This is a genomic window from Bartonella sp. MR30HLJHH (assembly GCF_042194195.1).
Lineage (GTDB): Bacteria > Pseudomonadota > Alphaproteobacteria > Rhizobiales > Rhizobiaceae > Bartonella > Bartonella grahamii.
In genome coordinates this window covers 38,530-52,559 of sequence record NZ_JBHIMO010000009.1, presented here as the reverse complement: position 1 = coordinate 52,559, position 14,030 = coordinate 38,530, and the positions used below count along the sequence as shown (strand labels likewise).

The window sequence follows — 14,030 nt, the reverse complement described above, 5'->3', positions numbered from 1 at the left end:
TTATGGTTGCAGCCAATAAGAATGAATTTGTTTTTTTACCTCTGGGAGGTGTAGGTGAAATAGGGATGAATTTAGCTGCTTACGGATTTGGTCCCCAACATCTTCGTGAATGGCTGCTGGTTGATATGGGAATTAGTTTTGCTGGTTCTGAATTACCAGGAATCGACCTTGTTTTTCCTGATATTCGTTTTCTAGAAAGTGAAAAACATAATATACGGGGTCTTGTTTTAACACATGCACACGAAGATCATTATGGGGCCGTTCTTGATTTATGGCCAAAGTTACAAGTTCCAATTTACTGTACGCCTTTTACGGCAGGATTATTGGAAACTAAAAAACAATTAGATTTTGAATCTCAAAAAATTTTACTCAATATTTTTCAAGCTGGTGATTGTTTTCAGGTAGGTTCCTTTGCTGTAGAGTCTATAGCTGTTAACCATTCAATACCAGAATCTGTATCTTTAGCAATTACAACCTCTCTGGGGACTGTGATTCATACTGGTGATTGGAAAATTGATCATACTCCTTCACTTGGGGCCGTGACGGATGAAAAAAGATTTCGTGCGTTAGGAAAAAAAGGTGTTTTAGCATTACTTTGTGATTCTACAAATGCGTGTCGGGATGGTATATCTCCATCAGAGCAGCAGGTTCAAGCCAGTCTTTCTGAGATTATTTCCAAAGCTGAAGGGCGCGTTGCAATAGCAACTTTTTCTTCTAATATTGGTCGGATACGTTCTATTGCTCTTGCAGCTGAAGCTGCTGGACGTAAAGTGCTTGTTATTGGGCGTTCCCTTAAGCGAAGTATTATGGTTGCACAAGAACTTGGTTATATGAATGGTTTAGCACCATTTGTAACGGAAGATGATTATGGTTACATCTCGCGAAAAGATCTTGTTTTAATTGTTACAGGGAGCCAAGGTGAGCCATGTGCTGCTTTGGCTAAACTGTCACGTGATGGAATGAGAAATATTGCACTTTCTGCTGGTGATACCGTTATTTATTCATCACGAAGTATTCCAGGAAACGAAAAAGCGATTATTGAGGTACAAAATCGTTTCATTGATTTGGGTATTGAAATTATTACGAATGAAGATGCACTTGTTCATGTTTCAGGTCATCCCCGTCGTTCAGAACTTTTACAGATGTATGATTGGGTAAAACCACAGATACTTGTTCCTGTACATGGGGAAGCAATGCATCTTAAGGCTCAGGCAACTTTAGCACGTCAAGCGGGTATTAAAATTGTTACAGATATCAGAAATGGACATATGTTACGTTTTGCACCAGAGCCTGTAGAAGTTGTTGATCAAGTTCCTGTTGGCCGCATCTATAAGGATGGTTGCCTAATTGGAGATGAAAATGAACTAGGGATTCGTGAACGTCGCAAACTAAGTTATGCTGGTCATGTTACTATTTCTCTCCATATAAATAGTAAGCATGAATTATTAGGGGATATAGGTCTAACAACATTCGGGTTACCTGAAAGCAATGGAAAGGGAGAAAGTTTAAAAGATATTCTTTTAGATATTGTAGAAAATACAGTTTATAATATCCCACGCATGAAACAGAAAAATAATGAACTTATTCGAGAGGCAACACGACGTGCTGTGAGAGCGGCTGTTCATGAAATTTGGCAAAAAAAACCTATCTGTACAGTTTTTTTACATCGGTCAAAATAAGGAACTTTCATATTACGTTATTTAAAAAGAGAAGAGCATTTTTATTTTATTGCTAAATAAGAAAAATAGAAAATAAAGCCCAATAAATTTTTAAATAATAAGATCGTTATATTTGAAAGTATTCAGAATGCGGATATAGATGAATAGAGGGTATGATAAATTGTTTCGATATAATAGGTGTGATTAGGAGTTAATTATTTCAATGCGTCTTTCTCAATATTTCCTTCCACTTTTAAAAGAGAATCCTAAAGAAGCAGAAATTGTTTCTCATCGCTTCATGTTACGCGCTGGAATGATTCGACAACAAACATCAGGGATTTATTCTTGGCTTCCTTTGGGAAAAAAAGTGCTTGATAAAGTTTGTAGAATTATTCGTGAGGAGCAAGAACGTGCGGGTGCAATAGAAATATTGATGCCTACAATTCAATCTGCTGATCTTTGGCGTGAAAGCGGTCGTTATGATGATTATGGTTTGGAAATGCTTCGCATTAAAGATCGTCAAAAGCGTGATTTACTTTATGGTCCAACCAATGAAGAGATGGTAACAGATATTTTTCGCTCATATGTTCGTTCTTATAAAGATCTTCCACTTAATTTGTATCATATTCAATGGAAATTTCGTGATGAAATTCGCCCACGTTTTGGTGTGATGCGGGCACGGGAATTTTTAATGAAAGATGCTTATTCTTTTGATCTTGATTATGAAGGCTCTAAAACATCTTATAATCGTATGTTTGTTGCTTATTTACGCACTTTTTCTCGTCTTGGCTTAAAAGCAATTCCTATGCGTGCAGATACAGGTCCAATAGGGGGGAAACTCAGTCATGAATTTATCATTTTGGCTGAAACGGGAGAGAGCGCTATCTTCTGTGATAAACAATTTCTTGAACTTACTGTTCCTGATAGTTCAATCGATTTTAGTGATAAAGCTGTTTTAGATGATATTGTTAAACAATGGACATCTTTTTATGCAGCGACGGAAGAAATGCATAATGAAGAGGAGTGGGCTAAAGTTTCTGATCATAATCGTCTTTCAGCGCGTGGTATTGAAGTCGGGCATATTTTTCACTTTGGCACGAAATATTCTGCTCCAATGGGAGCAAAAGTTATGGGACAAGATGGAAAAGAGCATGTAGTCGCTATGGGATCTTATGGTATTGGACCTTCGCGTCTTGTTGCGGCCGCTATAGAGGCTTCTCATGATGAAAATGGTATTATTTGGCCAAAGTCGATGGCACCGTTTGATTTTGGGATTATCAATATGAAATCCGATGATGAAAAATGCACGAAGGCATGTGAGTTTCTCTATCAGGGATTAAAGGAGGCTGGTTTTGATCCATTATTAGATGATAGAAATGAACGTCCTGGATCAAAATTTGCAACAATGGATTTGATTGGTTTACCAACGCAAATCATTGTTGGTCCTAACAGCATTGCACAAAATGAAGTTGAAATTAAAGATCGAAAAACAGGTGTAAAAAAATCTCTAAAGGTTGAAGATGTACTCAGCCAACTTTCTATGAATTAATAGGAAATGTTATGAAGAGGCTGAAAGACAAATGGTTTTCATCTTATGAGTGGATGATCGCTTTTCGTTACATGATTCCCAATAAAAAACATGTCATTGCATCTGTTATTTCAATTATTTCTCTTATTGGGATTATGTTGGGCGTATTTGCTCTGGTTGTTGTTATGGCGGTGATGAATGGCTTTCGTACAGAGCTTCTCAATCGTATTCTTGGTATGAATGGGCATCTTATTGTTCAAACAGTTGATTCTGGTTTTTCTGATTATAAGACTCTTATTTCTTCTTTAGAATCTACAAATGGTGTGAAGTTTGCTTTGCCTGTTATTGAAGGTCAAGCGCTTGTTCAAGGTGAAGTTCAAGGTGGCTCTGGCGCATTAGTTCGTGGTATGCGCAAACAAGATCTAGAAAAGCTTAAAACAGTCTCTCAAAACATTAAATTAGGATCGATTTCTCGGTTTGATGAAGAAGAAGGTGTTGCAATTGGAAGTGGCTTAGCAGAAAAATTAGGGCTGACAGTTGGAAGAGATATTCGTATTATTACTCCAGATGGTGATGAGACTCCTTTTGGCGTTACCCCACGCGTGAAAGCTTATAAAGTCGTTGCTATTTTTGAAGTTGGTATGTCTGAATATGATTCAATATTTATCTTTATGCCTCTCCATGAAGCACAAATGTTTTTTAATTTGGGAGATAAGGTTCAGTCTTTAGAATTATTTCTAAATGATCCTGATGCTGTTGATCAAATAAAACCTGTTGTAGAAAAAACAGTTGATCAACAGGTCTATTTAATTGATTGGCGTACACGCAATCAGGCTTTTTTTTCAGCCTTACAGATTGAACGAAATGTTATGTTTTTCATTCTTTCTCTGATCGTTCTTGTTGCTGCTTTAAATATTATTTCAGGGCTGATTATGCTTGTAAAAGATAAAAGTCATGATATTGCGATTTTACGCACGATGGGGGCTCAACAGAGTGCGATTTTGCGTATATTTATCATTACAGGAATGATGATTGGTTTTATTGGAACTATATTGGGTTTAGTTTTAGGTGTTATCGCGACCGCGAATATTAATCATATCCAAGACTTTATATCTTGGTTATTTAATGTCGACGTTTTTAATCCTCAACTTTATTTTTTAACAAAATTGCCTGCACAAATTGACTGGAAACAGACCATCTTGGTTGCTATGATGGCTTTATTTTTGTCGTTTCTTGCTGCTCTCATTCCGGCATGGCGTGCTGCTAAGCTAGATCCCGTACAAGCTTTGAGGTATGAATAATGACAGCTATTTTAGAGCTTGTAGAGATTGAAAGACACTTTTTCGAGAGTCACAAGCCGCTCATTGTTTTAGATAAAGCAAATTTTATTCTTAATCGTGGAGAACTTGTCGCACTTGTTGCACCATCTGGTGCTGGAAAATCAACACTTCTTCATATTGCTGGATTATTAGAAAAACCAACAGCTGGTGATGTGATGTTACGGGGTGTTTCTTGTGCAAAGCGCTCTGATAGTGAGCGAACAGCTATAAGACGAAATGATATTGGTTTTGTTTATCAATTTCATCATTTACTTCCAGAGTTTACGGCGTTAGAAAATGTCATGGTACCGCAAATGATAGCAGGATTAAAAAAATCCATAGCAGAAGATCGTGCGCGCAAATTATTGACGTATCTGCGTATTTCTCATCGTGCTAACCATCGTCCCTCAGAGTTATCGGGAGGAGAACAACAACGTGTTGCTATTGCACGTGCAGTAGCAAATGGCCCTTCGGTTCTTTTGGCTGATGAACCTACAGGAAATCTTGATCCAGTAACTTCAGCTTATGTCTTTCAAGCTTTGTCTATCCTTGTTCGTCAGTCGGGTCTTTCTGCTCTTATTGCAACACATAATTACGCTTTGGCTAAGCAAATGCATCGTCGAATTACACTTAAAGAACAAAAGATTATAGAACTTCCTTAAAAGCAAGGTACAAATTTTATACGACTAATTGAATAGTTTATATTACTTTATTCAAGGAGATTTTTATGACAGTTTTTGTCGTTGACAAAAATCAATTAGATGTGCGTCGTCGTCGATTGATTTTTCGTGCATGGCATCGCGGTATTCGTGAAATGGATCTCATTTTTGGACATTATGTCGATGCTCATATTGCTGAAATGAATGATAAAACGCTCTCTGAACTTGAATATATTATGTCTTTTAATGATCGTGATTTACTCACATGGATTACTGGAGAAGTTTTGCCACCCTCTGAAGTTGATAGTCCACTTTTTCGTGATATTGCCAATTATCGTATTTGCTTAAGTTATTAATCCTGATGCCTATATTTAAAAAAATTGTTATTCCCAAAAATAATTCTGTTCGTATGATTTTTGATGGAGTTCCTGATGGATTTGAAGCCTTTGCGCTTGCTAAATTAAGTTCAGAAATTGCACAAGGTAAACCACTCATCTATGTTGTCCGCGACGGAACAAAAATTGTTCATTTACAACAAGTTTTAAATTTTATTGAGCCCAATTTACCCATACTTCAATTTCCTGCATGGGATTGTTTGCCTTATGATCGTGTGTCACCAGGAATTGCTGTTATGGCACGTCGACTATCAGCATTGGCACACATAGCAAATTTACGTAAAGACCCACATCCTGCAATTATATTAACAACAGCAAATGCGATTATGCAAAAGTTACCTCCTCGTGAAATGATAGAAGCTCAGCTTATTCACGCACGTGTTGGCCAGCGCAATAACATGGGAAATCTTATTCAGTTTTTAGAAACCAATGGTTTTGAACGCGTTACGGTTGTCCGTGATGTTGGTGAGTTTGCTGTAAGAGGAGGAATACTTGATATCTTTTCTCCCATGGATGTTGAACCTTTACGTCTTGATTTTTTTGGAGATACCCTAGAAAGTATCCGCATATTTGATCCAGAAAGTCAAAGGACAACAGGTCAAAAAACTGAACTTTTATTACAGGCAATGAGTGAGGTTGTTCTTACACCAGAACGCATAAGCCGTTTTAAGAGCAATTATACCCGTACATTTGGTGTATCACAAAAAAATAACATGCTTTATGAAGCAATTGTTCAAGGTCGGCGTTTTGCCGGTATGGAACATTGGCTTCCATTTTTTTATGAAAACCTTGATAGTTTTTTTGACCATTGTGGTAACTTACCGATAGTTTTTGAGCATCTCATAGAAGAAGCCTTCATTGAGCGCTATCGTCTTATTGAGGACTATTATAACGCGCGCAAAGAGCGCGAAAATGATGAAAAAATTTCTATTTCTTATCATCCAATAGATCCTAGTCTTTTCTATTTAACGCCAGAGCGTGTTTTGGAGGGTGTGCAACAATCTTCACAGCGTATTGATTTTTCGCCTTTTAATATTCCACAAAGTTTGGAAAAAACTGTTATTCACACCAATGTTAAACAGGGATATGATTTTGTAAAAGAGCGTAATGCGCAGGAAAAAAATGTTTTTTCAAGTGTTATTGATCATATCGCATCTTTACGCACTGCTGGTAAAAAAGTGCTTTTAGCGTGTTGGAGTGAAGGATCTCTCAATCGTTTGCTACAAGTTCTCGATGAGCATGGATTGAAAAAAATAGATGTTGCAAAATCCTTGCAAACTGTCAAAGCAACACCACGAGATCGCATATTAGCAGCTGTTATCATGATAGAACATGGTTTTGAGGCTGAGGATTTGGCTGTTATAGCAGAGCAAGATATCCTTGGCGATCGTTTTATAAGATCGCCAAAGCGGCGTAAAAATAATACAAATTTTATTTCTGAAATTTCTGCTTTAAATTCTGGTGATATTATTGTGCATATCGACCACGGTATTGGCCAATTTGTTGGTCTTAAAACCATCAAAACCACTGGAATTTTACGAGATTGTCTTGAAATTAGATATGCTGGAGGCGATTTACTCTTTTTACCTGTTGAAAATATTGAGCTTCTCTCACGTTATGGCTCAGAAGGAACAGAGGTAACTTTAGATAAATTAGGGGGTGTTGCTTGGCAAGCACGTAAAGCTCGGCTTAAAAAACATTTATTGGAAATGGCAGGGCAATTAATTCGTATAGCTGCAGAGCGTATGACTCGTGCTGCGCCTGCTTTACTTCCACCAATTGGACCATTTGATGAGTTTGTTGCTTGCTTTCCCTATGAAGAAACGGAAGATCAAATGAATGCAATTGATGCTGTTTTAGACGATTTAGCCTCAGGAAAGCCTATGGATCGCTTGATATGCGGTGATGTTGGTTTTGGAAAAACTGAAGTAGCCATTCGAAGTGCTTTTGTCGCAGCATTAAATGGATATCAGGTTGCTGTTGTTGTACCGACAACTTTGCTTTCACGTCAACATTACAAGACATTTATTTCGCGGTTTCAAGGATTACCGGTTAAAATTGGACATGCTTCAAGACTTGTAAAAGCGAAAGAACTTGCACAAGTAAAAAAAGGTGTTTCAGATGGTACAATCGATATTGTCATTGGAACCCATGCATTATTAAGTGGTGCAGTTAATTTTTTACGGTTAGGCCTTCTCATCATTGATGAGGAACAGCATTTTGGTGTCAAACACAAAGAGCGTTTAAAAGAGCTTAAAAGTGATATTCATGTTCTCACACTTTCAGCAACTCCCATACCACGCACTTTAGGGTTAGCATTATCGGGTGTACGTGAACTTTCATTGATAACAACGCCCCCCATTGATAGAATGGCGGTTCGTACTTTTATTTCACCCTTTGATGCACTTGTTATACGGGAGACCCTGCTTCGAGAATATTATCGTGGCGGACAAAGTTTCTATGTTTGTCCTCGTATTTCTGATCTGGCTTTTGTAGAAGAATATCTCAAAACACATGTACCAGAACTGAAATTCGTTGTGGCTCATGGACAAATGCCGGCTGGACAACTTGATGATATCATGAATGCATTTTATGATGGGCAATATGATGTTTTGCTATCGACAACCATTATTGAATCTGGTCTTGATATTCCAACAGCCAATACCCTAATTGTGCATCGCGCTGAGATGTTTGGTCTTTCTGCACTCTATCAGTTACGAGGGAGGGTAGGGCGCTCAAAACAACGTGCTTATGCACTCTTTACATTTCCTGCTGGTAAAGTTTTAACAGCTGCTGCTGATCGCCGTCTCAAAGTTTTACAATCTCTTGACACCTTGGGGGCCGGTTTTCAATTGGCAAGCCATGACATGGATATCCGCGGTTCAGGCAATTTTTTAGGTGAAGAGCAATCGGGGCATATTAAAGAAGTTGGATTTGAACTCTATCAAAAAATGCTTGAAGAAGCTGTTGCTGAATTAAAAGATGGAGAGCTAAATGAAGATAAGCAATGGTCTCCTCAAATTTCACTTGGTACAACAGTGATGATACCAGAAAGTTTCGTGCCTGACTTGCCATTACGTATGGGGCTTTATCGTCGTTTAACAGAACTTGATGATTTAGAACAAATTGATGAATTTGCAGCGGAGTTAATTGATCGCTTTGGTCCTTTACCGCTTGAAGTTCAACACCTTCTAAAAGTCTTTTATATCAAAACATTGTGTCGAAAAGCGCATGTAGAAAAATTGGATACTGGACCAAAGGGGATTGTTATACAGTTTCGCAATAATTATTTTGCAAATAGTGTTTCTCTTGTTCAGTGGGTTGGAAGACAAGGTTCGATGGCAAAAATTCGACCAGATCAAAGTATCGCTCTTATTCGTGATTGGTCCACAGCGGATGAAAGGCTTGTTGGAGCAGCTAATATTATGACACAGCTTGTCGAAATGGCAGAAAAACATTCTGGTTAAAAAAATTATTGTTTCAGAATTGTTACTCATTTTTATAAAATTATTCTATAAAACAACTAGTTATTGATTTTTTATAAGAATAAAATTTAAGTTTATAATAAAAGAACTCCTCACATATTCATTTTGCGTTCCTTATCATAAGACATACTGATACAATGAAGAAAATAGCTTAGACGGTGTAACCGCAATAAATAGAACGTGCATATAAGTATCTTCTCTAAAAAGCAAAAATTTAGGCCAAGATAACATGCTTTCTTAATTACAAAAGTTGCTAACGATAGTTTTTTACTCCTTGTAATATATAGCATAAAAAACGCTTACGCTGATTTATCTTCTAAGGAACAATATAACATTAAAAAAACAAAAGAAAGAATATTAAAGATAGCATACAATTTATTGAAGATGAGTATTTATCATTTAGATATTTTGGGAAAAAAATTTTCTAAAGCAGAATACTATAAGCGTTTGCAGGAACGGAATAAGTTTTTAAAAGAACTAAAAAATCTGAAGAATGAATATTATAATCTTGGTTCGAAATTACAGGATCTATTTGAAAAAAATAAAAATTTATCTCTAGGTAGATATAGCGAGAGAGTACGAAGTAGGAGAATAGTAAGAAAAGCTGAATTATTTAATAAATGGAAAATTATCCTCATATTTGTTATTAGTTGCAAAATTTTAGCGGATATATTGCAAAGTGATATAGGTGCTATTTTACGCAAAGATTTTGATTGGAAAGATAAAGATTTTTATTGAGCAAAAGACGCAATTAATTCGATAAGCCTCAGTTTATAGTAATATAAAAGAATTGTTAACAGAGGCTCTTAATAGCTATGAAAAAAATATTTGATGATGTAAAAGAATAAATTATTATTATAAATTAATATGTTGCTTAATTATGAATAAGAAAAAGCACTTCTTTAGTAGCGTATTTTTAAACTTAACTTTTCAGTTAGAAGCTATAAAATATGAAATTTTTATTACATAAGCGTATCACCATTCTGTTGTAAACAAGGGCAGAAAATTGTCTATTAGCAAAAATTTCTCTTACAATTATGCAGAAATTTTAGACAGTCAGAGGTTTTAATTCATCAAATGTTTCAATAATACCGTAAATGATTTTGTTTTTGTGTATCACACGAGGCACATAAGGAAAACAGTAAAATTTATCTGACATTTTGGAGTTTCACGTATCGCAACACCTGTTACTAAGGTTCCATAAGCTTAACATGAAGACTAATAAATGTAAAAAGTTTAATTAGTAAGATTTTTAGAGTATTATAGGAGTTTATTTTAATTAATATTGCAATATTGATTCGTTTGTGTAATCTTAGCTCAAATGCACAGAGGTGTTTTATGGATAGATTGCATCAAACACCAATGTGATAAAGAGGGGAATTATATGGGTGTATAAAAATTAGAATAGCTCGTCATATTTTTTTCTCTAAATTTGACTTTTTTTTTTATATTGAAGTAAAAATAGTAAAATTAAGTGTTATTTCATTATAATTTAATAAATTTAAGTTGAAATTATATTTAATATTTTTTTGAAGTTACTTAAAAGCGCGTTGAAAGGATTAACTTAATCATGTCGCATAAAAATGTTTATTCTGCTGTTTCAGTATTAGTTGGAGCCGCTGCCCTTTTTCTTATAGCTGGTATTTCTGCAAATGCGCAAACTTTATCACAAGGTTGGTACAAAGTTTGCAGTAAGCAGCATGATGTTGATATTTGTAATACAATGAATACTGTATTATCGAATACGGGACAACCTTTAACGGCTTTTAATCTTGTTGAAATAAAAGGGAAGCAAAATGAAAAACGTATAGGTATTCAAGTACCTACAGGTCGTTTTTTGCCAGAAGGTGTTCAAATTAAAATTGGTGACGACTTCTCTAAAAAAATTCCTTATATTATTTGTAATGGACCAAGTTGTATTGCCAATGATGTCTTAGATGATAAGCTTATAGCAGCTATGAAAAGTGGTACAAAAATGGTTGTAACCACAGTTAATTTCCGTGGTTCAGCTAATCCTATTGAATTTTCTCTTAATGGGTTTACAGCAGCCTATACCGGTCCTGGTATGGAGGAAAAAGATTTTCAACAAGAACAAATAAAGATGCAGCAAGCCATTCAATCAAAGCAAAAAGAAATTGAAGATCGTATGCGGGCTGAGCAAGAAAAAGCAAAACAAAAGTGATAAACCCACACCATAGAATTGGTTAAAACGTCTTCTATAATTGTTTATTTAAACCGCCACAGTTTTCTGTGGCGGTTTTTTAATTTTTCGAAAGAATTCTGCGTTTCCACCAACCAATACGTTCAGTTTTGGAAGAATCATTAGGCGTTGATGAAACAACAACGGGTTGATTAATTGTTTTTTCAATTTGGGAAGGAGAGGTTTCGACAACTTCCTCCATCTCGATTATAGTTTCTTTCTCTAATACTTTTTGTATTTGCGTTGTCTCTTTAGAAGATGATTTTTTACGTGCTCCACGTGTTGACTTTTTACTATTTTCAAGAGTTTTATCTTCTACTTTATGAATAGATTTGTCTGCTTTTTTTGTTTTAGCTTTACGTACTGAACTAGTTTTAGGTTTTTCTTCAAGAGATTTTTGTTCTACGACATTTTGATCATTCTCTAAAGAAAGTTGATTTTCTACTACTTTTGAAGAACGTGCTTTACGTTTTTTAGGTTTAATACTTGTATCATTTTTTTCAGATTCATCCTGTTGTTGTATATCTAGAGCTTGTGTATTATTTTTTGTTTCTTCAAGTTCAAAAGATTTAGCAAGTGAAACACGATGTTTGCGATGTGCTGCTTTAATTTCCGCTAAAGCTTGCTTAGCAAAATCTCCCACTGGTTCTGCATAAGGAACGCGAATCTGATGAAAACTATTATCTTGATTGCGTCGACCACCACGACGTCCTCGACGACGTCCTCGACGATAAGAATCATCACTCAAAATATCTTCTTTTTTGTGAACGTTGGAGAGAGAATGATCAGTAATTTCATCGTGACGATTTTTGCGTCGACGCTTTTGGTTTGTTTCAATGGGAGAAGAATTTTCAATAGATTCACTTTTTATGAAAACAGAATCTTCAATTTCTTGCTTATTAGCATCTTCCAATGAAGATTGAGAAATGCTCTCTGCTATTGAGCCTTTAGAAATAACAAGATGTTGCGTTCCAATACTATCATCTGCTTCAATACTAATATTAAGCTTAAAACGAGCTTCTAAATTAACAAGAATGTTGCGTTTATGATTTAATACATAAAGCGCTGTTGCTACGGGTGTGCGCACGATAATATTATATTGCGAATTATGAAGAAGATATTCTTCAATTGAGCGCATGACATGTAACGCAATTGATGATTCAGAACGTATATTTCCTGTTCCTGCGCAATGTGGGCAGGGCTGTGTTGTACTTTCTAAAACCGATATGCGAATACGTTGACGACTCATTTCTAAAAGGCCGAAGTGTGAAATATGACCTACTTGAATACGAGCACGATCATTTTTTAAACAATCTTTTAATTTTTTTTCGACCAGCTTCACATTGCGTTCTTCAAGCATATCAATAAAATCAATCACAATTAAACCAGCAAGGTCACGCAAGCGTAATTGACGCGCTACTTCTTCAGCAGCTTCAAGGTTAGTTTGTAAAGCTGTCTTTTCGACAGAGAATTCCTTCGTAGAGCGGCCAGAGTTTACGTCAATAGCAACAAGTGCTTCTGTTTGATTAATAACAAGATAACCACCAGATTTTAAAGAAACCTGTGGTTGCAACATTTTATCAAGTTGAATTTCAATATTATTTCTTGCAAAAATGGGTGTAGGATCACGGTAAGGTTGCACAACTTTTGCATGACTTGGCATGAGCATACGCATAAAGTCTTTCGCTTCACGATATCCTTGGTCTCCAGAGACAAGAATTTCACTAATGTTCTTATTGTAAAGATCTCGTATAGAACGCTTGATGAGATTACTTTCTTCATGGACAAGGCATGGCGCCGTTGACCCGAGTGTCAAAGTGCGAATAGTATCCCATAACCGCATAAGATATTCATAATCACGTTTAATTTCAGCTTTTGTTCTATTGGCACCAGCGGTTCGTAAGATAACGCCCATACCTTTTGGAACTGCTAATTCTTTTACGATTTCTTTAAGACGCTTACGGTCTTGTACGTTCGTAATTTTTCGTGAAATACCACCACCACGTGCTGTGTTGGGCATTAGAACAGAATAACGACCTGCTAAAGACAGATATGTTGTAAGGGCAGCACCTTTATTACCACGCTCTTCTTTGATGACTTGTACCAACAAAATTTGACGTCGTTTAATGACTTCTTGAATTTTATACTGGCGCCCTTGTTTTCTTTGATAAATTGGGAGCTCTTCACGGATGTCCTCAGCACCAACCATTTCGATCTCATCATAAGAGATATCGGCATTTAATGCTTCTTCTGTATTATCAATTATTGTTGATTCAGATGTGATATCATTTTCAATATCGGCTGCTATGACATTGTTTTTTCCATTTTTTTTTGTTCTTCTGGAGCGTTTTTTATTTTTAGTTGCTTCTTCTGTAAAGGAATCTACAGAATTTTCTCCTACAGCTGCTTTTTCCTCTTCTTCAAGAAGAGCAAGGCGATCAGCAATAGGAATTTGATAATAATCAGGATGAATTTCAGAAAATGTTAAAAAACCATGTCGGTTTCCACCATATTCAACAAAAGCTGCTTGGAGAGACGGTTCTACACGCGTAATACGTGCGAGATAAATATTCCCCTTGAGCTGTTTTCTATGTTCTGATTCAAAATCAAGTTCTTCAATTTTGTTGCCGTGAACAACAACAACACGTGTTTCCTCCGGATGGGAGGCATCTATAAGCATTTTGTTTGACATAAGTTAATATCCTGAAGGCGACATGCGCAATTTTATTCAAACGAACGCTATAACTATTCGTAAATATAAAAGGCTGTCTGCCATAAAAGGGAGG

9 protein-coding genes are annotated in these 14,030 nt (G+C 36.0%); 8 read left to right on the top strand and 1 reads right to left on the bottom strand.

Annotation, left to right across the window (positions count from 1 at the left end; genetic code table 11):
• The first annotated feature begins 2 nt into the window (after positions 1-2).
• The 8 genes from ACFIKR_RS06415 (at position 3) to ACFIKR_RS06380 (ending at position 11,226) form a co-directional block, all read left to right on the top strand.
• A complete protein-coding gene (locus ACFIKR_RS06415) occupies positions 3-1,679 on the top strand; it encodes a ribonuclease J (protein WP_375659282.1) in 1,677 nt (558 codons plus the stop codon).
• A gap of 202 nt (positions 1,680-1,881) precedes the next feature.
• A complete protein-coding gene (gene proS, locus ACFIKR_RS06410; protein ID WP_375659281.1) occupies positions 1,882-3,207 on the top strand; it encodes a proline--tRNA ligase in 1,326 nt (441 codons plus the stop codon).
• 11 nt (positions 3,208-3,218) lie between these two features.
• Positions 3,219-4,487, top strand: a complete 1,269-nt coding sequence (locus ACFIKR_RS06405; protein ID WP_375659280.1) for a lipoprotein-releasing ABC transporter permease subunit — start codon at positions 3,219-3,221, stop codon at positions 4,485-4,487.
• Positions 4,487-5,167, top strand: a complete 681-nt coding sequence (locus ACFIKR_RS06400) for an ABC transporter ATP-binding protein (RefSeq protein WP_375636116.1) — start codon at positions 4,487-4,489, stop codon at positions 5,165-5,167. Before ACFIKR_RS06405 ends, ACFIKR_RS06400 begins: the two co-directional genes overlap by 1 nt.
• A gap of 65 nt (positions 5,168-5,232) precedes the next feature.
• Positions 5,233-5,520: a succinate dehydrogenase assembly factor 2 gene (locus ACFIKR_RS06395; protein WP_375659279.1), complete on the top strand. Its 288-nt coding sequence runs from the start codon at positions 5,233-5,235 to the stop codon at positions 5,518-5,520.
• Positions 5,521-5,525: 5 nt separating this feature from the next.
• Positions 5,526-9,026 (top strand): transcription-repair coupling factor, encoded by a 3,501-nt coding sequence (gene mfd / locus ACFIKR_RS06390; protein WP_375659278.1) that lies wholly within the window; start codon positions 5,526-5,528, stop codon positions 9,024-9,026.
• Positions 9,027-9,422: 396 nt separating this feature from the next.
• Positions 9,423-9,782, top strand: a complete 360-nt coding sequence (locus tag ACFIKR_RS06385; RefSeq protein WP_375659277.1) for a hypothetical protein — start codon at positions 9,423-9,425, stop codon at positions 9,780-9,782.
• 832 nt (positions 9,783-10,614) lie between these two features.
• The gene (locus ACFIKR_RS06380; RefSeq protein WP_375659276.1) at positions 10,615-11,226 is read left to right on the top strand and encodes an invasion associated locus B family protein; all 612 of its coding nucleotides are present in this window, start codon (positions 10,615-10,617) and stop codon (positions 11,224-11,226) included.
• Between the two features lie 79 nt (positions 11,227-11,305).
• Here ACFIKR_RS06380 and ACFIKR_RS06375 read toward each other — a convergent pair whose 3' ends face one another.
• Positions 11,306-13,936 carry an Rne/Rng family ribonuclease gene (locus tag ACFIKR_RS06375; protein ID WP_375659275.1) on the bottom strand — a complete coding sequence of 877 codons (2,631 nt, stop codon included), beginning with the start codon at positions 13,934-13,936 and terminating at the stop codon, positions 11,306-11,308.
• Between the last annotated feature and the right edge of the window lie 94 nt (positions 13,937-14,030).

Bases quoted from the DNA above. Each gene is read 5' to 3' on its own strand.
- ACFIKR_RS06405 (WP_375659280.1), top strand. From the start codon at position 3,219: ATGAAGAGGCTGAAAGACAAATGGTTTTCATCTTATGAGTGGATGATC.
- proS (WP_375659281.1), top strand. From the start codon at position 1,882: ATGCGTCTTTCTCAATATTTCCTTCCACTTTTAAAAGAGAATCCTAAA.
- ACFIKR_RS06375 (WP_375659275.1), bottom strand. From the start codon at position 13,936: ATGTCAAACAAAATGCTTATAGATGCCTCCCATCCGGAGGAAACACGT.
- ACFIKR_RS06380 (WP_375659276.1), top strand. From the start codon at position 10,615: ATGTCGCATAAAAATGTTTATTCTGCTGTTTCAGTATTAGTTGGAGCC.
- ACFIKR_RS06395 (WP_375659279.1), top strand. From the start codon at position 5,233: ATGACAGTTTTTGTCGTTGACAAAAATCAATTAGATGTGCGTCGTCGT.
- mfd (WP_375659278.1), top strand. From the start codon at position 5,526: ATGCCTATATTTAAAAAAATTGTTATTCCCAAAAATAATTCTGTTCGT.
- ACFIKR_RS06400 (WP_375636116.1), top strand. From the start codon at position 4,487: ATGACAGCTATTTTAGAGCTTGTAGAGATTGAAAGACACTTTTTCGAG.
- ACFIKR_RS06415 (WP_375659282.1), top strand. From the start codon at position 3: ATGGTTGCAGCCAATAAGAATGAATTTGTTTTTTTACCTCTGGGAGGT.